This is a genomic window from Olleya sp. Ti.3.14 (assembly GCF_038154885.1).
Classification (GTDB): Bacteria; Bacteroidota; Bacteroidia; order Flavobacteriales; family Flavobacteriaceae; genus Olleya.
In genome coordinates this window covers 130426-156086 of record NZ_JBAKAO010000005.1, presented here as the reverse complement: position 1 = coordinate 156086, position 25661 = coordinate 130426, and the positions used below count along the sequence as shown (strand labels likewise).

General features: G+C 32.7%; 24 protein-coding genes. 12 read left to right on the top strand and 12 right to left on the bottom strand.

What is annotated here, in order from left to right; all coding sequences use genetic code 11:
- Positions 1-15: 15 nt before the first annotated feature.
- The 6 genes from V6251_RS09100 (at position 16) to V6251_RS09075 (ending at position 5755) form a co-directional block, all read left to right on the top strand.
- Positions 16-1647 (top strand): S8 family serine peptidase, encoded by a 1632-nt coding sequence (locus V6251_RS09100; protein ID WP_341587966.1) that lies wholly within the window; start codon positions 16-18, stop codon positions 1645-1647.
- A 63-nt stretch (positions 1648-1710) separates the two neighbouring features.
- On the top strand, positions 1711-2652 hold the full coding sequence (locus V6251_RS09095) for an NAD(P)H-dependent flavin oxidoreductase (protein WP_341587965.1): 942 nt from the start codon (positions 1711-1713) through the stop codon (positions 2650-2652).
- Positions 2653-2676: 24 nt separating this feature from the next.
- Positions 2677-3441, top strand: coding sequence for an FkbM family methyltransferase (locus V6251_RS09090; RefSeq protein WP_341587964.1), 765 nt, complete (start codon positions 2677-2679; stop codon positions 3439-3441).
- A 36-nt stretch (positions 3442-3477) separates the two neighbouring features.
- Positions 3478-4860, top strand: coding sequence for an MATE family efflux transporter (locus V6251_RS09085; RefSeq protein WP_341587963.1), 1383 nt, complete (start codon positions 3478-3480; stop codon positions 4858-4860).
- A gap of 28 nt (positions 4861-4888) precedes the next feature.
- Positions 4889-5116 (top strand): hypothetical protein, encoded by a 228-nt coding sequence (locus V6251_RS09080; protein ID WP_145000286.1) that lies wholly within the window; start codon positions 4889-4891, stop codon positions 5114-5116.
- Positions 5117-5179: 63 nt separating this feature from the next.
- Entirely contained in the window at positions 5180-5755 is a 576-nt protein-coding gene (locus V6251_RS09075; RefSeq protein WP_145000283.1) for a phosphatase PAP2 family protein, read from the top strand.
- On the opposite strand, the gene V6251_RS09070 is transcribed toward V6251_RS09075, so the two are convergent.
- From V6251_RS09070 to V6251_RS09060, 3 genes are read right to left on the bottom strand one after another with little or no spacing between them, the layout of a single operon-like run.
- Positions 5756-7390: an ArnT family glycosyltransferase gene (locus tag V6251_RS09070; protein WP_341587962.1), complete on the bottom strand. Its 1635-nt coding sequence runs from the start codon at positions 7388-7390 to the stop codon at positions 5756-5758. It abuts the gene before it with no gap.
- Complete coding sequence (locus tag V6251_RS09065) at positions 7383-8006, bottom strand: lipid-A-disaccharide synthase N-terminal domain-containing protein (protein WP_341587961.1); 624 nt, start codon at positions 8004-8006, stop codon at positions 7383-7385. Before V6251_RS09065 ends, V6251_RS09070 begins: the two co-directional genes overlap by 8 nt.
- Positions 8006-8719, bottom strand: coding sequence for a glycosyltransferase family 2 protein (locus tag V6251_RS09060; protein ID WP_028282802.1), 714 nt, complete (start codon positions 8717-8719; stop codon positions 8006-8008). Before V6251_RS09060 ends, V6251_RS09065 begins: the two co-directional genes overlap by 1 nt.
- Before the next feature lie 94 nt (positions 8720-8813).
- On the opposite strand from V6251_RS09060, the gene V6251_RS09055 reads away from it, so the two are divergent.
- On the top strand, positions 8814-9755 hold the full coding sequence (locus tag V6251_RS09055; RefSeq protein ID WP_341587960.1) for an NAD-dependent epimerase/dehydratase family protein: 942 nt from the start codon (positions 8814-8816) through the stop codon (positions 9753-9755).
- 94 nt (positions 9756-9849) lie between these two features.
- Here the strand turns inward: V6251_RS09055 and meaB are convergent, their stop codons facing one another.
- Together meaB and V6251_RS09045 are read right to left on the bottom strand one after the other, a co-directional pair.
- Positions 9850-10920 carry a methylmalonyl Co-A mutase-associated GTPase MeaB gene (meaB, locus tag V6251_RS09050; RefSeq protein WP_341587959.1) on the bottom strand — a complete coding sequence of 357 codons (1071 nt, stop codon included), beginning with the start codon at positions 10918-10920 and terminating at the stop codon, positions 9850-9852.
- Between the two features lie 51 nt (positions 10921-10971).
- Positions 10972-11520, bottom strand: a complete 549-nt coding sequence (locus V6251_RS09045) for a DUF2911 domain-containing protein (protein ID WP_339808227.1) — start codon at positions 11518-11520, stop codon at positions 10972-10974.
- 184 nt (positions 11521-11704) lie between these two features.
- On the opposite strand from V6251_RS09045, the gene V6251_RS09040 reads away from it, so the two are divergent.
- Genes V6251_RS09040 through V6251_RS09025 form a run of 4 tightly spaced genes read left to right on the top strand, consistent with a single transcriptional unit; the run spans position 11705 to position 15108 of the window.
- The gene (locus V6251_RS09040; RefSeq protein ID WP_145000263.1) at positions 11705-12262 is read left to right on the top strand and encodes an RNA polymerase sigma factor; all 558 of its coding nucleotides are present in this window, start codon (positions 11705-11707) and stop codon (positions 12260-12262) included.
- Positions 12246-12827 (top strand): hypothetical protein, encoded by a 582-nt coding sequence (locus V6251_RS09035; protein WP_341587958.1) that lies wholly within the window; start codon positions 12246-12248, stop codon positions 12825-12827. Before V6251_RS09040 ends, V6251_RS09035 begins: the two co-directional genes overlap by 17 nt.
- Before the next feature lie 19 nt (positions 12828-12846).
- Positions 12847-14385, top strand: a complete 1539-nt coding sequence (locus V6251_RS09030) for a hypothetical protein (RefSeq protein WP_341587957.1) — start codon at positions 12847-12849, stop codon at positions 14383-14385.
- A 33-nt stretch (positions 14386-14418) separates the two neighbouring features.
- Entirely contained in the window at positions 14419-15108 is a 690-nt protein-coding gene (locus tag V6251_RS09025) for a peptidoglycan DD-metalloendopeptidase family protein (protein ID WP_341587956.1), read from the top strand.
- Positions 15109-15111: 3 nt separating this feature from the next.
- Here the strand turns inward: V6251_RS09025 and V6251_RS09020 are convergent, their stop codons facing one another.
- The 3 genes from V6251_RS09020 to aceB form a co-directional block, all read right to left on the bottom strand.
- Positions 15112-15522: an MFS transporter gene (locus V6251_RS09020; protein WP_341587955.1), complete on the bottom strand. Its 411-nt coding sequence runs from the start codon at positions 15520-15522 to the stop codon at positions 15112-15114.
- 176 nt (positions 15523-15698) lie between these two features.
- The gene (locus V6251_RS09015; protein ID WP_341587954.1) at positions 15699-17330 is read right to left on the bottom strand and encodes an isocitrate lyase; all 1632 of its coding nucleotides are present in this window, start codon (positions 17328-17330) and stop codon (positions 15699-15701) included.
- Positions 17331-17403: 73 nt separating this feature from the next.
- Positions 17404-19002, bottom strand: a complete 1599-nt coding sequence (gene aceB / locus V6251_RS09010; protein ID WP_341587953.1) for a malate synthase A — start codon at positions 19000-19002, stop codon at positions 17404-17406.
- Positions 19003-19121: 119 nt separating this feature from the next.
- Here aceB and V6251_RS09005 point away from each other — a divergent pair, with 119 nt between their 5' ends.
- Positions 19122-20597, top strand: a complete 1476-nt coding sequence (locus V6251_RS09005; RefSeq protein ID WP_341587952.1) for a helix-turn-helix domain-containing protein — start codon at positions 19122-19124, stop codon at positions 20595-20597.
- Positions 20598-20628: 31 nt separating this feature from the next.
- On the opposite strand, the gene V6251_RS09000 is transcribed toward V6251_RS09005, so the two are convergent.
- The 4 genes from V6251_RS09000 to V6251_RS08985 all read right to left on the bottom strand — a co-directional run bounded on the left by V6251_RS09000 (position 20629) and on the right by V6251_RS08985 (position 25638).
- On the bottom strand, positions 20629-21045 hold the full coding sequence (locus V6251_RS09000; protein WP_341587951.1) for a hypothetical protein: 417 nt from the start codon (positions 21043-21045) through the stop codon (positions 20629-20631).
- A 104-nt stretch (positions 21046-21149) separates the two neighbouring features.
- The gene (secA, locus tag V6251_RS08995) at positions 21150-24506 is read right to left on the bottom strand and encodes a preprotein translocase subunit SecA (RefSeq protein ID WP_341587950.1); all 3357 of its coding nucleotides are present in this window, start codon (positions 24504-24506) and stop codon (positions 21150-21152) included.
- A 174-nt stretch (positions 24507-24680) separates the two neighbouring features.
- Entirely contained in the window at positions 24681-24902 is a 222-nt protein-coding gene (locus tag V6251_RS08990) for a DUF2795 domain-containing protein (RefSeq protein WP_006989959.1), read from the bottom strand.
- A gap of 163 nt (positions 24903-25065) precedes the next feature.
- The gene (locus V6251_RS08985) at positions 25066-25638 is read right to left on the bottom strand and encodes a cob(I)yrinic acid a,c-diamide adenosyltransferase (protein ID WP_341587949.1); all 573 of its coding nucleotides are present in this window, start codon (positions 25636-25638) and stop codon (positions 25066-25068) included.
- Between the last annotated feature and the right edge of the window lie 23 nt (positions 25639-25661).

Sequence of the window (25661 nt, the reverse complement as noted above, 5' to 3'; positions counted from 1 at the left end):
ACAAAAGTTACTGTTATGAAAAACCTACTTCTTTTTTTCGTTTTAACCTATTCTGCATTGTCATTTGGACAAGAGCATGCTTGGGTCTATTTATCGGATAAACCTAATAGCGCAGCAGCATTAGCAAATCCCAATACAATTTTAACACAAAAAGCGCTGGATCGTAAAGCAGCTCATAATGTTGTTGTAGATTTTAAAGACGTTCCTGTGGAAGAAAGTTACATTTCACTTATCAAATCTCAACCAGGTGTTACTGTAATGTCAAAATCAAAATGGTTTAATGCCTTGCATGTTATAGGTAATCCATCAGACATCATGGCGTTAAATACCTTAACCGTCAATAGTACAGCAATAGTTAGTAGTATAGATTTTGCGGACGATAATTTTGACGCCAGAATAAGTCAAAATCTAGATAAGCATGAGTTTGAAGCTAGTCTAACCACTTTTAATTATGGTAACGCAGCAAATCAAGCAGTGATGATTGGTGCAGATGACTTACACCAACATCCAGATAGTTATACAGGTTCTGGTATGACAGTCGCAGTTATAGATGCAGGATTTACTAATGTTGGTACCATGAACGGATTTCAGCGTTTGCGCGATAATGGTGGTATTTTAGGAGGTTATGATTTTGTAGACAGAAACACAGATGTATACGCTTACACAGGAAACTCTCATGGAACATGGGTATTAAGCGATATGGCTGGTTTTTTACAAGATCAATTTGTAGGGACTGCTCCAGATGCAAATTATTATTTATTTAGAACAGAAGATGCAGCTACTGAAACCCCTTTAGAGGAAAGCCTGTGGGTAGAAGCAGCAGAGCGTGCAGATAGTTTAGGAGTAGATGTTATAAACTCGTCTTTAGGATATACCACTTTTGATAATCCTAATTACAGTTATACTCCTGCCGAAATGGATGGAAACACAGCCTACATCACAAAAGGTGCAAATATTGCTTTTCAAAAAGGGATCTTAGTTGTTAATTCTGCAGGTAATTCTGGTAGCGGAAGCTGGCAGATTGTTGGAGCTCCAGCAGATGCAGCTGGTGTATTTAGTATTGGTGCTGTAAAGGCAGATGGTACTTATGCATCTTTTAGCTCTAGAGGTAGCAGTGCACAACCAACTCAAAAACCAGATGTCGTGGCCCAAGGTCAAGCCAATTATATAATTACAACTTCGGATGTGGTTACTACATCTAATGGTACCTCATTCAGTTCGCCAATTATGGCAGGTGGAATCGTTTGTTTATGGCAAGCGCTACCTAATCTTTCAAATGCCGAAATCATGCAGTTAGTTCGTGAATCTGCTTCGCAATACAATGCTCCAGATTTCTTTTTAGGTTATGGTATTCCTGATTTATCTTTGGCTTTAGCACAAGGTTTGTCTGTAAGCGAGTTTCAAGATGAAAACGTAACATTAAAGTTATATCCTAATCCAGTGTCTAATCAATTAACTATTCAGATTCCTAGTCAATATGAAGAAGCTAGAGTTAGACTATATGACGTTTTAGGAAAGAAAATTATTGATACAAAGATAACCGCAATCAATAAAACAATAAACACAAGCGCATTGTCTAAAGGTGTTTATTTAGTTAAGGTTGAATCTGAAGGTTTAGCTATCACTAAAAAGATAATTAAAAACTAGAGGTTACAACTAACGTATATCGCTTTCGTTTTTAAAATATTAACTACAAGATATTTATAGTAAATGGCAAATAAAATTACGCAACTATTTAATATACAATATCCAATCATTCAAGCAGGAATGATTTGGAATAGTGGCTGGAAGTTAGCCTCAGCAGCAAGTAATTCTGGAATTTTAGGATTAATTGGTGCAGGAAGCATGTATCCAGACGTATTAAGGGAGCACATTCAAAAATGTAAAAAAGCAACAGATAAACCTTTTGGTATTAATGTCCCAATGTTATATCCTAACATTGAGGAAATCATGAATATAATTGTAGAGGAAGAAGTTAAAATCGTTTTTACTTCCGCAGGAAATCCAAAAACATGGACTAAATGGTTAAAAGACAAAGGGATTACAGTAGTGCATGTGGTTAGTAGTGTCAAGTTTGCATTAAAGGCTCAAGACGCAGGAGTTGATGCTATAGTTGCTGAAGGTTTTGAGGCTGGAGGACATAATGGACGTGATGAAACTACAACGCTTACACTTATTCCAATGGTAAGCGAGCAACTACATATTCCATTAATAGCAGCTGGAGGAATTGCTACAGGAAAAGCAATGTTAGCTTGTATGGTTTTAGGTGCAGATGCTGTGCAAGTAGGAAGCCGATTTGTTGCAAGTGAAGAAAGTAGTGCGCATCAAGCATTTAAGCAAGTTGTAGTAGATGCAAAAGAAGGTGATACGCAATTAACTTTAAAAGAATTAGCGCCTGTTAGGCTAGTAAAAAATAAATTTTATAATCAGTTACAAGAGTTGTACAAATCAGGTCCAACACTAGAACAACTTAAAGAGTTATTAGGTCGTGCGCGTGCAAAAAAAGGAATGTTTGAAGGAGATTTAGAGGAAGGCGAATTAGAAATTGGTCAAATAGCAGGACTAATTCACGATATAAAACCTGTTTCAGAAATTGTAAAGGACATGATTTCTGAGTTTGAAGAGGCTAAACGTAGTGTCACTAAACTATAACAGTAGTTATTGTATAACTTTATAATGATTCTTCATAAACTGCTAAGTAAAACAGCTCAAATTAAATGGATTCCTAAATGGATAAGTGTACTTGGGTTGTTTCAATATTTTAAACTATTAACTTCTAAAACAAGCAAAAAAAACTATTTGACGTTAAAGTTAAAAGGGTATAATCAACCAATTTATTTAAGACCAAATACGTCTGATTATAAAATTTTCAAGCAAATTTTTATTGAAGAAGAATATAACGTCCGCTATCCAGACCACGTTAATACCATTGTTGACGCTGGTTCTAATTGTGGATATTCTGTAGTGTATTTTAAAAATAAGTTTAAAAATGCAAAGCTTATTGCTATTGAGCCTGATAGGTCTAATATAGAAATGATTATAAAAAACACTTCAGGAATTAAAGATATTCATATTGTACAAGGTGGTATTTGGGATGTAAATGCGGACTTAAAAATTTTAGATAAAAAAGCGGGTAAATGGGCTTTTAGAGTGGTAGAAGCGTTGGATAATACAAAAGAGTTTAAAGGTTATAGTCTAGATTGCATAATGTTAGAACACGATTTAAAAACTATTGATATTTTAAAAATGGATATTGAAGGCTCTGAAAAAAAAGTTTTTGAACAAAACTATCAATATTGGTTATCTAAGACTAAATTTGGCTTTTTAGAATTACATGAAACTTATGCTCCAGGTGTCACAGATTTAGTGCACTTAAGATTAAGAACATTTAATTTTGATATCTCTAAATCAGGTGAAAATGTCGTGTTTTCAAAAATATAAATACGATGGATTTTAAATAAATAAGACAAATAGCAAATGGTATTAAGTACTTATACTAAAGAATTTAAATATAATTGGCAATTGGCTGCTCCTGTAATGTTAGGGATGTTGGGTCATACTTTTGTTAGTTTTGTGGACAACATTATGGTTGGTCAAATTGGAACTGCAGAGTTAGCTGCTGTATCTTTAGGTAATAGTTTTATGTTTATAGCCATGTCTATTGGTATAGGTTTTAGTACAGCAATAACACCTTTGGTTGCAGAAGCAGACAGTGCAAATGATTTTGCAAAAGGTAAATCGGCTTTTAAACATGGCTTGTTTTTATGTACCGTTTTAGGAGTGTTACTTTTTTTATTATTGCTATTAGCCAAACCTTTAATGTATTTAATGAAGCAACCTGTTGAGGTTGTAGAGTTAGCTATTCCGTATTTAGATTTAGTAGCAATATCTTTAATTCCCTTAATAATATTTCAAGGAATAAAACAGTTTAGTGATGGGTTATCTTTAACTAAATATCCTATGTATGCTACTATTGTAGCTAATCTAGTTAACGTTGGTTTAAATTATTTACTAATCTTTGGTAAGTTTGGTTTCCCAGAAATGGGTATTGTTGGAGCAGCTTATGGTACTTTAGTGTCGCGTGTTATTATGGTCGCTTATTTATGGTGGTTGTTAAAAGGTCGTAAAAAGTCTAAAGACTATGTAACTAACATTAAGTTTTTTGTGTTAGATAAATTAATGCTTAAAAAAATTATAGGATTAGGGACGCCAAGTGCTATGCAAATGTTTTTTGAGGTTGCAATTTTTACTGCTGCTATTTGGTTAAGTGGTTTGTTAGGTAAAAACCCTCAAGCAGCAAATCAAGTAGCCTTAAATTTAAGCTCAATGACCTTTATGGTTGCTATGGGATTAAGTGTTGCGTCTATGATTAGAGTAGGTAACCAAAAAGGATTACATCAATATATAGAATTGCGTCGTGTAGCTGTATCGCTATTTTTAATGGGCTTTATATTTGCTGTTATTTTTGCTTCTTTATTTTTAATATTTAATCAATTTTTTCCAAGGTTATATGTAGATTTTGATGATGTAGTAAACTTTAAAGATAATCTAGAGGTGGTCACAATAGCCTCGCAATTATTAATTGCAGCAGCTATATTTCAGATAAGTGATAGTTTACAAGTTATTGTACTTGGTGCTTTACGTGGACTTCAGGATGTTAAAATACCAACAATTATTACTTTTATTTCCTATTGGTTAATTGGTTTTCCAATAAGCTGGTATTTGGGTAAAGCAGATGCTTATGGTAGTTTTGGAATTTGGTTAGGATTACTAGCTGGCTTAACTACTGCTGCTATTTTATTGTTTATACGTTTTAATTATCTAACTAAAAGGTTAATTTTGGACTCTCAAAATAACTAGTCGCTAACCTTTAAAAAGCAAATACATTATGGAATTACCAAAATTCATTTTAGGTGATAATACCGATTTACCAAACGCAATCTTTGTGATTCATACAGAATTCCCTAGATTTATAATCAATCTAGAAGATGATGAAGTTGAGTGGTTTGAAGATTTTGACCAACATGATGAAAAAGAGTTGGAAATGGAGACAGAAAACCTAATCAAAGAAGCGACCGCATTTTACGATAGAGAAGTGGAGCGTTATGAAGATTAAGCACTCATAAAATCATTGAACGATATAAATAACCTAATTTTTAGGTAACTGCAAAACAATTTTATGTTAGACCAATTAGTACAATACGATAAAGAACTTTTTTTATTTTTAAATAACCTAGGAACAACGTCTTGGGATGGATTTTGGCTGTTTTACACAGATAAATTACATTGGATTCCGTTTTACGCTGTATTAGCTTTTTTAATGTACAAAAAATTGAATACTAAAATGTTTGTACTAACATTAGTGGTCATAGCTTTAATGATTTTATTTACAGACCAAATTACTAACCTATTTAAAAATTTCTTGGTAAAACGTCCTAGACCATGTCATGAGGACGATTTAGTGCAAGCCATGCGATTGCTTAAATCGTGGTGTGGTGGTAAATATGGCTACTTTTCTGGACATGCAAGTAACAGTATGGCTGTCGCTATTTTTTCTGGTTTAATGTTAAGATATAAATATAAATATCTAATTTATATACTAATTGTATGGTCTATAACTATGGCATATAGTAGAATATACATAGGTGTACATTATCCTTTAGATGTTCTAAGCGGAATGCTATTTGGTGGACTTTCAGGATTTATGTTTTATAAACTTGATAAGTACTTACAATCTAGATTTCAATTAAAATAATTACTTTTTAGTAAAATAATAGTAGGTATTTATCAATCGATCTTTATATTGTTTGCTATCTGGCTCACTCTCATTTAAATCGTAAATAGCCATTTCTTTGATATTATATTTTTCAAAAAGAATAGCTTGATTTTCAGGATTGATTCCGTTGGATAGAACTCCAAATTCAGCTTCAAGCGGAAATTTATAAGCATTGTTTCCTTCCTTAATTTGAGGTATTTTAGCTCCATATTGCCATATAGTTTCTGGCGAAACGTAGTCAATAGCATACAATTTTATGTTCTTTTGTTTATTTGTTTTTAAAAGCGTAGTTATGGGTTTAAAATTGTCGCTTGTAAACGTTTTGAAAACAGGTAAGCCAAATAAAAATAAAGCTCCAAAAAAAGCAGTAGTTAACAAAAAGACATGTTTAATCTCTTTTTTTATTAATTGCAAAAGTATAGCCAAGCCTAAAGTAAACACAATAATTGCAAATATTATAAAAGGGAATAAGCTATTATTTAATTGTGTTTTAAACTGAAAATACAACACAAAAGGAGCCACAATACCAATCAAACCAATTAAGCCAAAGTTAAAATAGACAGGTATGGTTTCGCGTTTGTCTTTTAGCGTTTTAAACTTACGAATCAAATACTCAATATAAAATCCAATATTTAAAGCTAAAGGAATTAAAACAGGCATCAAATATCTAGATTTTTTCTCTGGAATTATAGATAACAAAATAACAGCAAATAGGGTCCATAAAAAAGTAAACTTATAGGCTTTGTAATGTACTACACGTCGTTTTAAATACGGAAATAATAAGCTAATAAAAGCAGGAATAGTCCATAATCCACTTTGTGTAAAAAAGTTCCAGTAGTAATAAAAAGGTCTAACATTATAGCTGGTCCAATTTCCAGTTTCTTTACTAGTAATAGCAGCAAATGTAGTTGGATCTTCTAATCTTACATAAAAGTACCACCAGCCACCAACAACTAATGATAATATCAAAATAACAATAATTGGTAGCGCTTTAGTTTTGATGTTTTTATAGTTAAAACTAAAGCTAAAAGCTAGTAAAAAAGGAAGTAATAAAGCATAAAAGCTAATAGGTCCTTTGCTTAATATTGAAAAACCAATACAAAAAGCAGCAATAATAGTATGTTTCCAATCTATGTTTTCTGATTTAAAAAACTTAAATAAATGATAGATTGCAATCATCATAAAGCCATGAGTAAAAATATCCCAAGGTGCTTCAATAGTAATACCAATAACATAAAACGATGTTATTAATATTAACGTGTTAATCATGCTATGTGCTCTGCTTTTTAATATGGTTTTGGATAATTTAAAACTATAAACAGCCAAAATCATTATCATGATAATAGCAGGTAAACGCATTCCAAAAACACTTTTTACACCAAAAATAATTCCAGAAATAGCGGTAAGCCATGTTGGTAAAGGTGGTTTTTCGTAACGTGCTTCGCCATTCATGGTAGTTAATAACCAATGATCATCCAATAACATCTCTCTGGCAGTAATAAAATTACGTGCTTCCATTATAGTTACTTGTATGGTTTCTAAGTTAGGTAATAGCATGACTGCTAATAGCAAACAAATAAAGATGATTGGATAATCTTTTAATAGTTTAGGCATCTTGCTTTTTTAAGATTAACAAATTTCTGAAGTAAATTATAGCACCTAAAGAGTGACCTACCAATAGCACATAATCGACCCTAAATATAGCGTAGGTTAAAATTAATAACGACCCTATTAAGCTTAAAGCCCAAAAGCCAAGAGGCAAAGAGGATTCTTTATTTTTTTCAGAATATATCCATTGGTACACAAAACGTAATGTAAACACAATCTGAGAGACAATCCCTAACATAAGTAGCCAAAACGGGATTGCTTCGTTTTTAAATAACTTAACGGTATCAATTTCATTATTATTAAAATAAAATACAGTTATAAATACCGGCATTAATAATAGGATATAACGTATAACAACCGGAAATGTTTTCCATTGGTTTTGTAATTGTAAATTCCTGATATAAATATAATAGGTTAACCCTTGACCAAGCATAATAGCAAAATCATCCCGTAAATACCCATAAATAAATAGCAAAAACGAAGCGATTAAACTAAGCGTCCAAAATAGAGTAGGCGTGATCACACGTTTTTGTTTCTCGCTAGTAATCCATTGGATTATTAACCGAGAAGAAAATAAGGTTTGCGCTAAAAAGCCTATGCTAAGTATAATCCAATTACTCATTATTTTTGCTTAGCGACTTCGTAATTAATGTATTTTTTCTTCATCCATAAATACGCAAAGCAATCCATTAAAGGTCCTAGTAATCTATTCCAAACGCCAAATTTAGCCTCTCCAGCAACTCTAGGAAAATGTTGTACAGGTATTTGCTTAGTTTTTCCATTTTGCAACATAATCATTGCAGGTAAAAAACGGTGTAATCCTTTAAACATTGGAATACGTTTAGCATAGTCCGTTTTAATCACTTTTAATGGACAACCCGTATCATCCATTCCGTCTTTAGTAAAAGCACGTCTAATTCCGTTTGCAATTTTAGACGACATGTTTTTTACAAAACTATCTTTACGGTTGGCACGTACACCAGTAACTAAATCGTACTCGCCAATATGTGCTAGTAATAAATTAAAATCTTCTGGTGCAGTTTGTAAATCAGAGTCAATATATCCCACTAAAGGCGTGGTAGTGTAGTCAAAACCAGCTTTTATAGCAGCACTTAAACCACGATTATCTTTAAATAATATGTAGTCAAAAGCATCATGTCTGCTACAAATAGCTTCAATTAATTCTTGACTTTTATCTTTTGAGCCATCATTAACAAATAATATTTTAGTGGTTTTGGTTGCTATTTGCGTGTAAGCTAATAACTCTTTTTCCACTCTAAGTAAATTATCTTCCTCATTATAAACAGGAACGACGATGGTAAATTGGTAATTCATAAACCTTTTTTAGTGTTACAAATGTATTGTTTTTTATAGAATTGAAATTAGTATCGAAAAAAAATCTGTTTCTTTGTAATACAGAAAAACACATATGAAGATATTAGTCACTGGAGCAGTAGGTTTTATAGGCTCTCACACCTGTGAGCGTTTACACGATTTAGGTCATGAAGTTGTTGGTTTAGATAATTTTAATAATTATTATAGCTTGGCGCTGAAAACTTTAAACGAAAAAGCACTGTTACAAAAAGGTATTAAAGTTATTACTACCGATTTAAGAAACCAGGATTTAGCAGAAGTTTTACCAAAAGACATCAACTATATTTTTCATTTTGCTGCACAACCAGGTATTTCTGCAAGTTCTACTTTTGAAGATTATTTTACTAACAATATTATTGCGACTAAAAATCTTACAGATTATGCTTTACAATGCCCAAATTTGGAATTATTTGTAAATATTGGGACATCTTCCATTTATGGATTAGAAGCAACTTTTCCGGAAACCGAAGTGCCTAAACCTGCATCGTACTATGGTGTTACTAAATTAACTGCCGAGCAGTTAGTATTACAAAAAAGTAGAGAACAATTATTTAAAAGTTGCTCGTTAAGACTATACTCTGTTATAGGACCAAGAGAACGTCCAGAAAAAATGTACACCAAATTAATTGCTTGTGCATTTAATGGAGATGCATTTCCGTTATACGAAGGTAGCGCAACCCATTTAAGAAGTTTTACTTATGTTGGTGATATTGTCGACGGAATTGTAAGCGTGATAGGTAAAGAAAGTAAAGTAGATGGCGAAATTATTAACCTTGGTACAGAAGTAGAACATACCACACAAGATGGTATTGAAGCGGTTGAGCAAGTCATTGGACAATCTATAAAAATAGATCATGTTAAAGCTAGAGTAGGAGACCAATTGCGTACTAAAGCAAATATAGATAAAGCTAAACAATTGCTTGATTATAATCCGCAAACCACTTTACTAGAAGGTGTTAAGGCGCAAGTAGAATGGTATAAAGCTAATTTTTTATAATTTAAATATACATAGAGATTCAAAAAAAAGGACAGTTATAAAACTGTCCTTTTTTTGTTGTTAGTTTTTTAAGACAAATTACTAGATTACAGCATTACCCTAATCCCAATAAATAATCTGCAGCAGCAAAAGGAGTGGTTTTATTAGCTTCAATTAAAGCGAGTTGTTTATTAAGTTCTATTTTAATTTCTGGATTATTAAAAAAGACACTTTTAAGTTGCTCTTCAATAGTTTGAAGTAGCCAGAATTTATTTTGTTCTGTGCGCTTGGTATTAAAATAGTTATTCTGTTTGGTAAGTGTTATGTAATCCAAAATCACATCCCAAATCGCATCTATACCATCGTTTGTTAAGGCACTGCATAACGTTACTTTAGGTTGCCAATCAGAATCTTTTATTGGATACATATGTAAAGCTCTGTTAAACTCGACTTTAGCCATTTTAGCACGTTTAACATTGTCACCATCTGCTTTATTAATGGCTATTGCGTCTGCCATTTCAATAATACCTCGTTTTATACCTTGTAACTCGTCTCCAGCTCCTGCTAATTTTAAAAGTAGAAAAAAGTCAACCATACTGTGTACTGCAGTTTCGCTTTGTCCAACACCAACGGTTTCTATAATAATAGTATCAAAACCTGCTGCTTCACAAAGGATAATGGTTTCGCGTGTTTTTCTGGCAACACCACCTAAAGAGGTTCCGGAAGCAGATGGACGTATAAAAGCATTGGTGTTTTTAACCAACTCTTCCATTCGGGTTTTGTCACCTAAAATACTTCCTTTAGTAATACTGCTACTTGGATCTACAGCTAAGACTGCAACTTTTTTGTTTAATGTTGTTAGATGTGTTCCAAACGCTTCAATAAAAGTGCTTTTTCCAACACCAGGAACACCTGTAATACCAATTCTAACAGAGGTATTAGCATGTGGTAAACATGCTTTAATAATAGCATTGGCTTGATCTGTATGCTTTGGGTTTTTGCTTTCTACTAAAGTAATGGCTTGGCTTAAAGCGGTTATATTACCTTTTAAAATAGCGGATACTAAGTCTTGTGTTGTACGTTGCAGTTTGCGTCTTGCCTTAATTTTTAAAACAGCATCTGCATTGGTCATCTCTGGAGAGGATACACCATCTTGCTCGCTTAATGCTGATTTGTTTTTGGACATAGTTGCTTTAATTTCCGCGAAAGCGTTGTTAAAATTAGTTTTAGACTAAGGTTAATCTTTTAAAGGCACTTCAATTTTTACAACGTCCCAAGCCATAGTCATTTTTAAGTCGTCTGTACTATTGTCAAATGCTACTGTAAACTGCTCGACTGGTTTATCTAAGGTTTGTGCAGGCACTTCTACTTCTACAACGTCGTAATTTGGATCCCAATTTGGTTCCATTTTTTCGTTAACTCCCCAATCATATTGTTTGGAGTTAAACATAACTTTCCAATTGTTTTGCATAGGTACAGTCCAAAGCGTATATTTTCCTTTAGGAAGCTTTACACCATTTACAGATAAATCGTGATTGGTTTCAAAGGTGGTCGCCTCATTAGCTCCAGTACGCCAAACTTTATTAAAAGGCACTAAAGCGCCAAAGATAGCTCTGTCACGTTTAGATGGTCTATTATAGACTACTCTTAAATCTAAGTCGTTAATTTTTATACCAGCAGTGTCCTTTGGACTTAATGGTTGATTAAATAAGCCTGTTTTTGTGGTAAATTGATAGCCTAAAACGCCAATTACAACGATAATTAATAGATATATAAGTTTTTTCATGTACGGGTTTCTTAATATTAGCACTTTATAATGCAACAAAATTAACTGAAAATTTAGTACATATAGAAGGATTACCCTTAAATTATTCTAAATATTTGTGCTAAATTGAAAAAAAAAACAACTTTTTTGCAACACTGCTTTTTTTGTGTCGTCTTTAACCTGAACACTAACCAAAAACCAACAAGTGAAAGTCGTTACTTTAGATAACATCGAGTTGTGTAAACAAAACAACCGCAAGGCACAATTACAAGTGTATCAGCAATATTGCGATGCCATGTACCATGTCGCATTACGTTTTGTAAACCACACAGCCGAAGCTGAAGATGTCGTACAAGAGGCTTTTATAAAAGCCTTTACAAAACTACATCAATTTAAAGGTGACGTTACTTTTGGTGCATGGTTAAAACGTATTGTTATTAATAAAAGTATTGATTACTTAAAATCTAAAAAACAACGCTTAGTTGAATTAGATGAGGTGCATCTGAAAGTAATAGATACTAATACTGATGACAAATGGTTAGTAGAAGACACAACAACTTTAGACCAAATAAAGCAAGCCATTAATAGTCTTCCGGAAAAATATAAGTACGTAGTCATGTTATTTTTAATAGAAGGGTATGACCATCAAGAGATTTCAGAAATTTTAAATATTACCGAAGTCGCTTCGCGTACCCAATTATCCAGAGGAAAAGTAAAATTGCAAGCCCTTTTAAAACAAAACGATTATGGCGAAAGATATTAGAGAATTATTTAAAAATGATAACCAACAGTCTGATAAGCAAATGTCACAAGGACATGAAGCTAGATTTTTAGACAAGTTAGACCAAGCATTGCCACAAAAAAAGCAATCTAATTGGACGTTTTTAAACATTGCAGCAAGCATCGTGATAATTTTAGGATTAGGTTTTGGAGGATATACGTTTTTTAAACAGGACGTAAATCCTATTACAGTCGTAGATATTGAGCAACCAAAACCGGAAGCCAATACGACTACAAAAACCATGACGCTTGGAGATATCTCTCCAGATTTAAAAAAGGTAGAAGATTATTACGTGGCAAATATTAATTTAGAATTGTCTAAACTTAAGCTAACACCAGAAAATAAAGAATTGTTTGATGGTTATGTGTTAAGGTTAGAAGAGTTAAATGCAGAATACAAAAGCTTGTCTACAGAGTTGACCGATAATGGTCCAGATGAGCATACGGTAAATGCACTAATCCAAAATCTAAAATTTCGTTTAAACTTGATGTATCGTCTTAAAGAACAACTTAATCAGTTAAACAACATGAAGGCTTCCCAAGGGTAGTCGTTAAAAGACAATCAAAATGAAACAATTAAAAACTATAAAATACAGATATCTTATTGCGTTAATGCTGCTTATTACAGTAAGTGTTACAGCGCAACAAAAATTAAGTAAAATTGACCAATCGGTTAGGGCAAATAAAGACGTAACCGTAGACCTAAATACTAGTCATACCAATATTATTGTAGAAACTTGGAATAAGGATTATATAGAGGTTGAAGCTTATATTGAAAGTAAAAAGTTGACCAAACAAGAGATGCAAAAAGCATTGGACAATTGGGACGTAGCTTTAACAGGAGACTCGGATTATGTAAAAATAACGTCTAAAGGATCAAGAGGTATTTGGTCTGATGATATGAGCGTTACGATATTGGATGAAGCGTCTCTTGAGGCTTTAGCTAATCTTCCTGAAAAGTTAGAGCTTAATTTAGGTCCATTACTAAAAAAGTTAGAAAACTTGGATGTTTTAGGCGAGTTGCCTGAAGCCTTAAAAACATTACGTATTCCAAAATCTCCAGATGGAAATTATAACGTGGATTTTGATTATGACAGATATAAAAAAGAAGGCGAACCTTATCTAGATGCTTGGAGTAAAAAATACCGCAAAGAGTATGGTGAAGCCTATGAGCAAGAAATGCGTACTTGGGCAAAAAGTATCAAGCAAGAAGATATTGATAAGTTTGAAAAAGAAATGGAAGCTTGGGGAAAAAACTTTGGTAAGCAATTTGAAAAACTGTTTGGTGAAGATTTTGAAAAAAGCATGGAAGAATGGGGAGAAAATTTTGGTAAAAAGTTTGAAAAAGAAATCGCACCAAAAATTGAAGCTTGGGCAGAGCAGTTTGAAAAAGAAGTGGCGCCTAAATTAGAAGCTTGGGGAAAACGTTTTGGAGAAGAGTTTGAACGTAAAATGGAAGCGCAGTTTGATCAAGATGGCAAGAAAAGTAGTAATAAGTCAAATAAAATTTTTGACGACATAGACTATAATACCACTAAGACCATTATTATTAAAATGCCAAAAAAGGCTAAGCTAAAACTAAATGTTAGGCATGGCGAGATAAAACTTGCTAATGTTTTAGAAAACGCTAAAGGCAACGTGGCTCATGGATCATTTATAGCTAATCACATTATTGGAGGTAACACCTCCATTAATGTGTCTTATGCTAAAGTCGCAGTTAAGGATTGGATGTCTGGTCAGTTAAAATTAAAGTATGTGGATGATGCTATAATTGCTAATGCCAAAAACCTTATATTAAACGCTGTGTCCTCCGATATTCAGATAAATAATCTGTCCGGAAATTCTATTATAAACGGAAGCTTTGGTGATTTGTTAGTTAACAATATTGCATCAGACTTTAATAATCTTAATATCGTTTTAGAAAATAGTGATGCTAACTTAAAGCTACCTAATACAGATTATAATCTATTTTTTAATGGTAATCGCTCTAAATTTAACAATGTTTCAGCATCAAATAAAACCATTAAAAATTATCCAAATAACAATAGTAATACCAATAAAACCATAATTATAAATGCAAAGTTTAGTAATGTAATTGCTAAATAAAATTTTTAAATTTGAATTCAATTTTTAATTAAAATGAATTCTACTACAACTACTTCCTTTTTAAGTCAATGGACAGGACAACATTTAAATGTCATTGACGCTTCTATCCCAAAATCGGATTATATCGCTATAGATTTATCCAAAGCTAATCAAGACTTAAATACTTTTGATATCGCATCCTCTTCAGCTTGGGAAGATTACATTACCAAATACCTTAAATCCCACAAAAAACAAGTGGCATTTGGTGGTTATTTAGAAACTAGAAACCTATATAACAGAAGTGCTTATTTTTCGGCTCAAGCCGAAGCAGAACAGCGTAATATTCATATTGGATTAGATTTATGGTGTCCAGCTAATACAGCAGTTTTGGCGTGTTTTGAAGGTGTTATTCATAGTTTTAAAAACAACACTAATTTTGGAGATTATGGACCAACCATTATATTGGAACATGACATCAATAATCAAACATTTTACACATTATATGGTCATTTAAGTGAAATTTCAATCGGCAATTTAAAGGTTGGTGATTCTGTCGCTCAAGGCGAAACAATAGCCTATCTTGGAGAAGCATCTGTAAACGGAGATTATGCACCACATCTACATTTTCAAATAATAAAAGACATGCAAAATAAAGTTGGAGATTATCCAGGTGTTTGTTGTTTAAATGATCTTGAATTTTATAAATCCAATACTATTAATCCTGAACCAATTTTAGGTTTATAAAGGCTAATCTAATAGTTTTAAATCTCTTTTAATCCTATATTCTGTAGGCATTAGTAATATTAAATATACAATTAAAAGCACACCAAAAATAATAAAGTCTGGTGCTATTATTAATATAAGAAAAGCAGAGCCTTCTATAATGGCATAGCGTACAACAGAAGCACTTTGATAAGGCACTAATTTTTCTTTTAAGCTTAGGTTGCTGTCAATTTTAGAAACTAACATTTTAAATAGAAAATTACTAACTATAAAAGCAGCTATTGGAATAGCTAAATATACTGTATTGTCGCTATCTATCTTAGGTAACTTTAATTGGGTAATATCAGAAAGGTTTCCTAAAAAAAAGTAAGCAAATATTAGACCTGCGACTAATGCTATATGGATGATTTTAAAAATCTTTAATTGTTCTTGCATGTTAGTGATTGTACTAGGGATTTATTTAAGTAAATGTAATTAGATTTTATTACTTAAAATCTAGGTCTAAATTAAGTCTTTTTACTAAAAATAAAAGTGTGTCTGTAATAAAAAAGAAATCACACAAACAGCTAGTTTTAAATAGGTTTGTGTGATTAACTTGACTAAAATCGTATTTAAGCGACTTCGGCTATTTTATTTTGAATGTTTTTTGCTTTTGTTTTTAATTCAAATTGGTTAGAGGTGTTTTTTTCTCCACCAGCTTTTAAAGCTTTGTCACCTGCAAAAAAGGTTTTGTGGTCATCACCAAGATCAGATCCAGCCATTCGTTGGTGTTTAACACATGATACATTTTTGCGGATTTCTTGTCTTTGTACATCTTTAACGTAGGCTAACATACCTTGGTCACCAAAATAACCTTTTGTTAGATCATTCATATGTAATGCAGTGGTATGGTAAGTTGGTAGTGTTATTAAATGATGAAATATACCAGCTTGTTTAGCACTATCCATTTGAAACGTTTTAATTTTTTGGTCAGCTCTAAAACATAGTTCGGTATTGTCATATTCAGCATCCATTAAGTTATTACGATCATAAGCAGTCATGTTTTCACCTTCTGTAAGCATTTCTTCATAAGCTTGATTACGGAAGCTTAGCGTCCAATTAAATGATGGCGAGTTATTGTACACTAATTTAGCATTAGGTACTACTGCTTTTACTTTATTTACCATATGTGCAATTTGCTTTACATTAGGCGTTGGAGTTTCTATCCATAATAAATCTGCACCATTTTGTAAGCTTGTAATACAATCTAAAACAACACGATCAATATTAGTACCTTCTCTAAATTTGTATAATCCATTAGCTAATCTAACTGGTCGTACTAATTTACCATCACGTTTAAGTAACACATCATCCTCTTTGGCGTCTGTAATAGCAATTTCTTCAGCTTCTACAAAAGCTAAATATTGAGAAGCTAAATCACCAGGTTGTAGACTGACAGGTAATTTTTGGGTTAATCCTGCACCTTCCGAGTCTGTTCTTGCTACTATTATACCATCGTCAATTCCTAACTCTAAAAAAGCATATCTAACTGCATTTAGCTTAGCTATAAAATCCTCATGTGGTACAGTCACTTTTCCGTCTTGATGTCCGCATTGTTTAGCGTCAGAGACTTGGTTTTCTATTTGGATAGCACAAGCACCAGCTTGAATCATTTTTTTTGCTAATAAATACGTCGCTTCTTCATTACCAAAACCAGCATCTATATCTGCTATTATTGGGACTATATGTGTTTCAAAATTATCAATTTGATATTGAACATCTTCGCCATTTTGTAATCTTCTAAACAAGTCGTTCAGTTCAATAGCGTCTGCTTGGCGTAAGAAATCATAAATCTCGGCAATCAAATTTGGGACAGCAGTTTTTTCGTGCATAGATTGGTCAGGTAAAGGACCAAATTCTGATCTTAAAGCTGCAACCATCCAACCAGAAAGATATAAGTATCGTTTACTAGTTGTTTTATGGTGTTTTTTTACCGCAATCATTTTTTGTTGCGCCACAAAACCATGCCAGCAACCTAATGATTGTGTGTAATTACTAGAATCGGCATCGTATGCAGCCATATCTTCTCTCATGACAGAAGCTGTATATTTTGCAATGTCTAACCCTGTTTTAAATCTATTTTGATTAACCATTCTGGCAGCACTTTCTGGATTGATAGCATTCCAAGTAGCTCCATATTTTGCTTTTAATTGTTGTACTGTCTCTAAAGCAGAACCATAATTTGTTTGTGATAAATTTTTCATAATTTTGTGATACGTTATTTACTATTAATAATTAGATCCTGTTGATTGTTGCCGCAATCGCAGGATTGTTTTTTTACAGATATTGGTATGCAGGAATTGTTAAAAACTCTTCAAATTGTTCTGAAGTAACCAACTGGTTAAACAGTTCTATCGCTAACTCAAACTTGGTATTTTTAATTTCGGATTCGCCATATTCGGTTACAATTTTTTCAACTTCATCATTAAAAAACTCGGTATATAATTGTGTTGTAAACTTTTGTCCATCTTCTAGGATTACTTCATTTTTTAACCATTGCCAAACTTGTGTTCTAGAGATTTCTGCAGTAGCTGCATCTTCCATTAAATTATAAAGCGCAACAGCTCCATGACCTCTCAGCCAAGCTTCGGTGTATAAAATACCTACATTAATGTTTTTTCTTATTCCAGCTTCGGTTACGGTTCCTTTTGGTATTTCGACTAAATCTTTTTCTGTAATAAAAACATCATCGCGCTTAACGTGTAATTGATTTGGCGTTGGCATATATTTATTAAATTCTGATAAAGCGACATTAACTAAAGCAGGATGCGCTACCCAAGTCCCATCGTGACCATTTTTAACTTCGCGTTCTTTATCTTTTCTAACTTTTTCTAGTGCAGCAATGTTTGCATATTCGTCGTTTTTAATAGGTATTTGTGCTGCCATTCCGCCAATAGCTAAAATGCCTCTTTTATGACAACGTTGTATTACTAATTTGGAATAGGCATCCATAAATGGTGTTGTCATAGTAACCTGATCACGATTTGGCACTACAAAATTAGGATGGTTTCTAAATTTTTTGATATAAGAAAATATGTAATCCCAACGTCCACAATTTAAACCTACTATGTGATCTTTTAGTTCGTATATGATTTCGTCAAGCTGAAAACTAGCAGTAATAGTCTCTACTAAAACAGTAGCTTTAAATGTTCCGTTTGGCACATTTAAGTAATCTTGTGCAAACATAAAAACGTCATTCCACCATCTAGCCTCTAAATAATGTTCTAATTTAGGAAGGTAAAAGTAAGGTGCAGTATTGTTTTTAAGTAAGGTTTTGGTATTGTGATACACGTATAATCCAAAATCTATTAAACTACCAGAAGCTACTTGGTTGTTAAAGGTTAAGTGGTGTTCGTTTAGATGTAAACCTCTTGGTCGTACCAATAAAACCGCTGTTTTTGATTTCAGCTTGTAGGTTTTGTCCTTTTTTAAATCTATTAAAGAAATCGTTTTATTGTTTGCATCTATTAAATTTTGTTGACCTTGAATGGTGTTTGACCAAGTAGGCGCATTGCTGTCCTCCAAATCTGCCATAAATGTGTTAGCACCAGAGTTTAGTGCATTAATTATCATTTTACGGTTAACTGGACCTGTGATTTCTACACGTCTATCTTGTAAATCATGTGGAATAGTACCAGCAGTCCATTGTCCATCTCTAATCGCTTTTGTTTCTTCAGGGAATTTAGGAAAATGTCCTTTATCAAAATATTGCTGTTGGCTTACACGATTATTTAATAATTCTAAGCGTCTAGAATTAAAATTTTTATGTAATACGGATAAAAAAAGTAAAGCGTCATCAGTTAAAATTTCAGGATAGTAATTAGTAACGTTATTTGAAAACGAAATTTTAGGCTGTTTTAAAAGTGTGTCTTCCATGATGTTATGATTTTATATAACAATATTAAAACAAAGATTTATAAAAAACAAGCGAACGTTCGCTAAAAATGTTTTTTCGCCAAAATTGAATATTCGCAAAAAAGAGTATATTTGTTATTATGGAAGAAGATTACATTAAATTAATTTTTGGGCTTAAGCTAAAGCAGATAAGGACTGATAAGAATTTATCCTTGTTAGGATTGTCTAAGCTTTCAGGCTTGTCTAAGTCTTATTTAAACGAAATAGAAAACGGAAAAAAATATCCAAAACCAGATAAAATTGCAATATTATCCGAAAAATTAGATGTACCATACGACCAAATGGTGTCTTTAAAATTGGATAAAAATTTAGCACCAATTGGTGATATTTTACAGTCTAAAATTTTAAAAGAAATCCCTTTAGAGCTGTTTGGTATTAAAGAAAGTAATCTAATCGATATTGTAGCTAATGCACCAGCAAAAGTGAATGCTTTTATCAGTACTATTATTGAAATTGCGCAGAATTATAACTTTAGTCGTGAAAGTTTTTATTTAGCATCTGTAAGGTCTTTTCAGGAGGCAAATAATAATTATTTTGAAGATTTAGAACAAAGTGTTTTAAAATTTGCTGAAGCGTATCACATTGATTTAAATGAAACCATAACATCCAAAGATTTAGAGGAAGTTTTAGTTGAAGAATATGGCTATACTATAGACGTTAATGAACTTAGTAAATATGAAGCTTTAGGTAATTTACGCTCTATGTTTGTACCAAAGACTAAAACACTATTACTAGCAAATGAGATAGACGAAGCACAGAGGACCTTTATTTACGCTAAAGAGTTAGCCTATAATTTTTTAGATATAAAGGAGCGTTTATTCACTTTTCCATGGATAAAGTTTGATACGTTTGATCAGGTATTAAATAATTTTTATGCCTCCTATTTTGCAGGCGCATTAATTATACCTAGTGAAAAGATGAAGGCACAGTTAAATACAATATTTGAAAAAGATATTTTTGATACACATTTATTTTTAAATGCTATAGAAGGGTTTAATGCGTCACCAGAGTCCTTTTATCAACGCTTAACTAATATTTTGCCTAAGACTTATAATATTCAAAATTTGTTTTTTTTAAGATTTACGCATAGCGCTAATAGCGAACGTTTTTATCTTAAAAAAGAATTGCACTTATCTCATCAACAGTCACCTCATGCCAATGAAACTAATGAGCATTATTGTAGGCGTTGGGTATCCATAAAAATGCTTAAAGATATTAGTAATAGCAAATCAGAGCATGTCTTTGATATGCAGATATCTAATTATGAAAATGATGGGATGAAGTATTTAGTATTGTCCTCTGCTACTAAAGATCCTTTTAGAGATAATCAGTACAGGAGTATAAGTGTTGGTTTGTTAATTAATAAGCAATTACAGCGAAAGCTTAATTTTTTAAATGATCCTAAAATTAAATCTAAAAATGTAGGTGTAACGTGTGAGCGTTGCGCTATAATGGATTGTGAGGTTAGGGAAGTGGCTCCTGTGTTTTTAAATAAAAAGGCAAAAAATGAAAAGTTAGAGTCTATTGTTCAAGCATTAAATGCTAAGTTTTCTTAATTGGTAACTTATTATTTTAACTGGTTTGTGTTTAGGCTAAAGCTCCAAAAACGTATCTAGAAGCTAATGATTTTCCAAAAAAGAAAGCAGCAATTGCTAATAAGCCATCACTTAACGAAAACCATAGCGCTTTTGGTAACATAACAATAGTTGCTGCTGTGGCAATAACCATTAAAGCACCAACAATATAAGCAGGAATCATGCTAGTTTTTGATACCATTCCTGCAACTGTCATTCCTGAGATTATACCTGTAAAATGTGCAATTACAACAAAAACTTTAGAGCCTATTGGTATAATATGCATATTAGCTTTTATAGAGGCCATATCGTTGGGATTAATTTGTTCTGGTAATGGAAAAATCGTGTGACCAATTACCGTTTCTATTATATATACTACAACTGCTGCAGTAATAAAACCTAAAATTGTTGCTAATATATTTTTAAGCATAGTCTTAAATTTTGGTCCCAAATTGGAATCTGTTAGTAATTAAAAATACAAAAAAATCCTAAAGTATATACTTTAGGATTTTTAATATTTAGTATTTGTTAAGCTTATTCATTAACAATAACCCATTCACCTTTTGCAATTAATGGTTCAGCTTGTTTAAACTTGACCGTTTTATTTTCGCCTGACATAACATGCTTAATAGTTACTTTGTCATTACGACCAATCTTAGGCTGATCTCTAACAATAGTCTCTACAACTTGCTGTTGAGGTTGTGTGTTTCCTGCAGCTCTGTTTTGTGCAGAACGTTCATCTAAATTAGGAATTTCTTCTTTTTGAGTCTGAAGATTTTCTTTTTTACGTACTTCTCTAGCTTCGCTAATAGCATTAGTAGTTTCGGTAGGTAATTCTCCTTTAAATAAGAAAGAAATCACTTCTTTATTAACCTGGTCAATCATGCTCTTAAATAATTCAAAAGCTTCAAACTTGTAAATTAATAAAGGATCTTTTTGCTCGTGTACAGCTAATTGTACTGATTGCTTAAGTTCGTCCATTTTACGTAAATGGGTTTTCCAAGCATCATCAATAATAGCTAATGAGATGTTTTTCTCAAAGTCTGTTACTAATTGTTTTCCTTTAGTTAAGTATGCTTTTTCTAGGTCTGTTACAACTTGTAGATTTTTAACACCATCAGTAAAAGGTACTACGATACGTTTGTATTTATCACGTTGGTTTTCGTAGACATTTTCAATAATAGGAAATGCAATATCTGCATTACGTTCCATTTTTTCTTTATAATGTGTAAAACCAGCTTTATAAATTGTTTGCGCTATATCTAAAGCTGACATTTTATTAAATTCGGCTTCAGTAATTGGAGATGACATTGAGAAGAATCTGATTAATTCAAATTCAAAATTCTTAAAGTCATTCGTAGCTTTGTTAGATTCTGCAATACCTTCAGAGGTATCATAAATCATGTTTGCTAAATCTACACGTAGACGCTCTCCAAATAAGGCATTGTAACGACGCTTGTAAACAACTTCACGTTGCGAGTTCATGACATCATCATATTCTAATAAACGCTTACGAACTCCAAATTGGTTTTCTTCAACCTTTTTCTGAGCACGCTCAATAGACTTAGAAATCATAGAATGTTGAATCACTTCACCTTCCTGTAATCCCATTCTATCCATCATCTTAGCGATACGCTCTGATCCAAAAAGACGCATTAAATTGTCTTCTAAAGATACATAAAACTGAGAGCTTCCTGGATCTCCTTGACGTCCAGCACGACCACGTAACTGTCTGTCTACACGACGTGAATCGTGACGTTCTGTTCCTACAATTGCAAGTCCACCAGCTGCTTTTACTTCGTCAGATAATTTGATATCTGTACCACGACCAGCCATATTTGTTGCAATAGTTACTTGTCCAGATTTACCAGCTTGATCAACTATTTCAGCTTCCTTTTTATGTTGTTTTGCATTTAATACATTGTGAGGTATTTTTCTAATGCTTAGCATTTTTCCTAGCAACTCACTTATTTCTACAGATGTTGTACCAATTAAAACAGGACGTCCTGCTTCAGATAGTTTAGTAACATCATCAATAACTGCATTGTATTTTTCACGTTTAGTTTTGTAAACTAAATCTTGTCTGTCATCTCTAGCAATTGGTCTGTTTGTTGGGATTTCGACAACATCTAATTTATAGATTTCCCAGAATTCACCAGCTTCAGTAACAGCAGTACCTGTCATACCTGACAGTTTTTTGTACATTCTGAAGTAATTTTGAAGGGTTACTGTTGCAAAAGTTTGCGTAGCATCTTCAATTTTTACGTTTTCTTTAGCTTCAATTGCTTGGTGTAGTCCATCGCTATAACGACGACCATCCATAATACGACCAGTTTGCTCGTCTACAATCATTACTTTATTGTCCATGACCACGTATTGTGTGTCTTTTTCAAATAAAGCATACGCTTTTAATAATTGATTAAGCGTGTGGATACGTTCTGATTTGATTCCGAAGTCACGGAATAAATCTTCTTTAGCTTCAGCTTCTTCTTCAGTAGATAACCCTTTTGCTTCGATTTTAGCCATTTCAATACCAATTTCTGGCATGACAAAAAAGTCAGGATTGTCTTTTCCAGAAAGGTACTCAACACCTTTATCTGTTAATTCAATTTGATTATTTTTTTCTTCTATTACATAGTACAATTCTGCGTCAACCTTTGGCATCTCGCGATTGTTGTCTTGGATGTAATAGTTTTCAGTTTTTTGAAGAATTTGTTTTACACCTTCTTCACTTAAAAACTTTATTAATGCTTTGTTTTTAGGAATACCTCTGTAAACTCTTAATAGTTTTAATCCACCTTCTTTAGTATCTCCTTCTGCTATTAATTTTTTAGCTTCAACTAAAACCTGAGTTAAATATTTACGTTGGATATTAACGATGTCATCAACTTTAGGTTTAAGCTCTGTAAACTCATGCTCATCACCTTTAGGTATAGGTCCAGAAATAATTAATGGTGTACGTGCATCATCAATTAATACAGAATCGACCTCATCGACAATGGCGTAATGGTGAGGACGTTGCACTAAATCTCCAGTAGCATGTGCCATGTTATCACGTAGGTAGTCAAAACCAAACTCGTTATTGGTACCATAAGTAATGTCTGCGTTGTATGCTTTGCGTCTTGCATCACTATTAGGTTGGTGATAATCAATACAGTCAATACTTAAACCATGAAAGTTAAATATTGGAGCCATCCAAGCACTATCACGCTTAGCTAAGTAGTCATTTACTGTTACTAAGTGTACACCTTTACCAGCTAAGGCATTTAAGTATACAGGCAATGTTGCTACTAAAGTTTTACCTTCTCCTGTTTGCATTTCTGCAATTTTACCTTGGTGCATTGCAATACCACCAATTAATTGGACGTCATAATGTACCATATCCCAAGTAATGGCTTTACCAGCAGCATCCCATGAGTTTGCCCAAGTGGCTTTGTCACCATCTAACGTAACAAAGTCCTTGTCTCCAGAAAGGCTTCTGTCAAACTCGTTAGCAGTAACAGTTATAGTTGTATTGTCTTTAAAACGTCTAGCAGTTTCTTTAACAACAGCAAAGGCTTCTGGTAATATTTTGTTTAACGTATCCTCTGTAGCAGTATAAGATTCTTCTTTAATTTTATCAATTTCTTGATAAATATCTTCACGTTTATCTATGTCTTCTGTTGCTTCAGCCTCAGCTTGTAGTGCTTCAATTTTAGAGTAAAACGGTTGACGCGCTTCTGCAATTATGGCTTTAAACTCGTCAGTTTTAGCTCTTAATTGGTCGTGAGATAAGGCTATCATAGCCTTTTCAAAGGTTTTAATTTTGTCTACTATTGGTGTGATGGCTTTAACGTCTTGTTTAGACTTGTCACCAACAAATACTTTTAGTACGGAATTTAAAAAACTCATAGTTTTTGTGTTTTATTAGAGATGCTATTCTTTGCATTACAAAGAATAACAGTACTTTATGTTTTGTGCGCTTTTAAAAAGGGCTTAAATATACGTTTTTAGCTGCGTTTAGCTATATTAAAAAGCACAAAAAAAGTCTCTAATTGAGACTTTTTTGATACTATTTGTGTGTTATTAATACTCGTCCTCATTCCAGAGGTAATCTTCGTCAGTTGGATAATCTGGCCAAATTTCTTCTATAGAATCGTATGAATCACCTTCATCTTCTATTGATTGTAAATTTTCTACAACTTCTAAAGGTGCGCCTGTTCTAATAGCGTAGTCAATAAGCTCATCTTTAGTTGCTGGCCAAGGTGCATCACTTAAATAAGATGCTAATTCTAATGTCCAATACATTTCTTATGCGGTTTTAATTTTTGCAAAAATAAATTTTTAGTTTAAATAGTCAAGAAAAAAGTGAATTATTTTTTCATTAAAAAAAAGAACGTTTTCTAAACTGAAACTACTTGATACTAAAGTATTTTGCAGTGTTACTAATCACAGCGCTTTATAACGCGGATTACTTTTTTTCAGGTATCCACTTTACTTCGTCTGCTTGTAAGTCATGAGACAACTTTCGTGCCAATACAAAAAGATAGTCAGAAAGACGGTTTAAATATGTTAACGCATTAGCTTCAAAAGGCTCTAAATCGTTAAGTGCTGATGCTAAGCGCTCTGCACGTCTGCAAACGGTTCTGGCTATGTGACAGAATGACACAGTTTGATGACCACCAGGAAGTACAAAATGTGTCATTGGTGGTAAGTCCTGGTTCATAATATCCATTTCTTGTTCTAACAAGATAATATCTTCATCAGAAATTTTATTAATGTTTAAGCGTTCTTTTCCGTTTTTAAGAATTGCTTTTTCAGGATCTGTAGCCAATATTGCACCTACAGTAAATAACTTATTCTGTATCTCAATTAAAATGTCTTTATATATTAGATTAATCTCTTGGTCTCTAATTAAACCTATGTAAGAGTTTAGCTCGTCAACAGTACCATAGCTATCAATCCTGATATGATGTTTCGGGACACGTGTGCCTCCAAATAAAGCAGTAGTACCTTTGTCTCCTGTTTTTGTATATATTTTCATAATTGTAAAGTTAAGGGAAAAGT

What these genes read in the sequence shown, in the direction of transcription:
- V6251_RS09100 (WP_341587966.1), top strand. Translation starts at nt 16, where the DNA reads ATGAAAAACCTACTTCTTTTTTTCGTTTTAACCTATTCTGCATTGTCA.
- V6251_RS09095 (WP_341587965.1), top strand. Translation starts at nt 1,711, where the DNA reads ATGGCAAATAAAATTACGCAACTATTTAATATACAATATCCAATCATT.
- V6251_RS09090 (WP_341587964.1), top strand. Translation starts at nt 2,677, where the DNA reads ATGATTCTTCATAAACTGCTAAGTAAAACAGCTCAAATTAAATGGATT.
- V6251_RS09085 (WP_341587963.1), top strand. Translation starts at nt 3,478, where the DNA reads ATGGTATTAAGTACTTATACTAAAGAATTTAAATATAATTGGCAATTG.
- V6251_RS09080 (WP_145000286.1), top strand. Translation starts at nt 4,889, where the DNA reads ATGGAATTACCAAAATTCATTTTAGGTGATAATACCGATTTACCAAAC.
- V6251_RS09075 (WP_145000283.1), top strand. Translation starts at nt 5,180, where the DNA reads ATGTTAGACCAATTAGTACAATACGATAAAGAACTTTTTTTATTTTTA.
- V6251_RS09070 (WP_341587962.1), bottom strand. Translation starts at nt 7,390, where the DNA reads ATGCCTAAACTATTAAAAGATTATCCAATCATCTTTATTTGTTTGCTA.
- V6251_RS09065 (WP_341587961.1), bottom strand. Translation starts at nt 8,006, where the DNA reads ATGAGTAATTGGATTATACTTAGCATAGGCTTTTTAGCGCAAACCTTA.
- V6251_RS09060 (WP_028282802.1), bottom strand. Translation starts at nt 8,719, where the DNA reads ATGAATTACCAATTTACCATCGTCGTTCCTGTTTATAATGAGGAAGAT.
- V6251_RS09055 (WP_341587960.1), top strand. Translation starts at nt 8,814, where the DNA reads ATGAAGATATTAGTCACTGGAGCAGTAGGTTTTATAGGCTCTCACACC.
- meaB (WP_341587959.1), bottom strand. Translation starts at nt 10,920, where the DNA reads ATGTCCAAAAACAAATCAGCATTAAGCGAGCAAGATGGTGTATCCTCT.
- V6251_RS09045 (WP_339808227.1), bottom strand. Translation starts at nt 11,520, where the DNA reads ATGAAAAAACTTATATATCTATTAATTATCGTTGTAATTGGCGTTTTA.
- V6251_RS09035 (WP_341587958.1), top strand. Translation starts at nt 12,246, where the DNA reads ATGGCGAAAGATATTAGAGAATTATTTAAAAATGATAACCAACAGTCT.
- V6251_RS09030 (WP_341587957.1), top strand. Translation starts at nt 12,847, where the DNA reads ATGAAACAATTAAAAACTATAAAATACAGATATCTTATTGCGTTAATG.
- V6251_RS09025 (WP_341587956.1), top strand. Translation starts at nt 14,419, where the DNA reads ATGAATTCTACTACAACTACTTCCTTTTTAAGTCAATGGACAGGACAA.
- V6251_RS09020 (WP_341587955.1), bottom strand. Translation starts at nt 15,522, where the DNA reads ATGCAAGAACAATTAAAGATTTTTAAAATCATCCATATAGCATTAGTC.
- V6251_RS09015 (WP_341587954.1), bottom strand. Translation starts at nt 17,330, where the DNA reads ATGAAAAATTTATCACAAACAAATTATGGTTCTGCTTTAGAGACAGTA.
- aceB (WP_341587953.1), bottom strand. Translation starts at nt 19,002, where the DNA reads ATGGAAGACACACTTTTAAAACAGCCTAAAATTTCGTTTTCAAATAAC.
- V6251_RS09005 (WP_341587952.1), top strand. Translation starts at nt 19,122, where the DNA reads ATGGAAGAAGATTACATTAAATTAATTTTTGGGCTTAAGCTAAAGCAG.
- V6251_RS09000 (WP_341587951.1), bottom strand. Translation starts at nt 21,045, where the DNA reads ATGCTTAAAAATATATTAGCAACAATTTTAGGTTTTATTACTGCAGCA.
- secA (WP_341587950.1), bottom strand. Translation starts at nt 24,506, where the DNA reads ATGAGTTTTTTAAATTCCGTACTAAAAGTATTTGTTGGTGACAAGTCT.
- V6251_RS08990 (WP_006989959.1), bottom strand. Translation starts at nt 24,902, where the DNA reads ATGTATTGGACATTAGAATTAGCATCTTATTTAAGTGATGCACCTTGG.
- V6251_RS08985 (WP_341587949.1), bottom strand. Translation starts at nt 25,638, where the DNA reads ATGAAAATATATACAAAAACAGGAGACAAAGGTACTACTGCTTTATTT.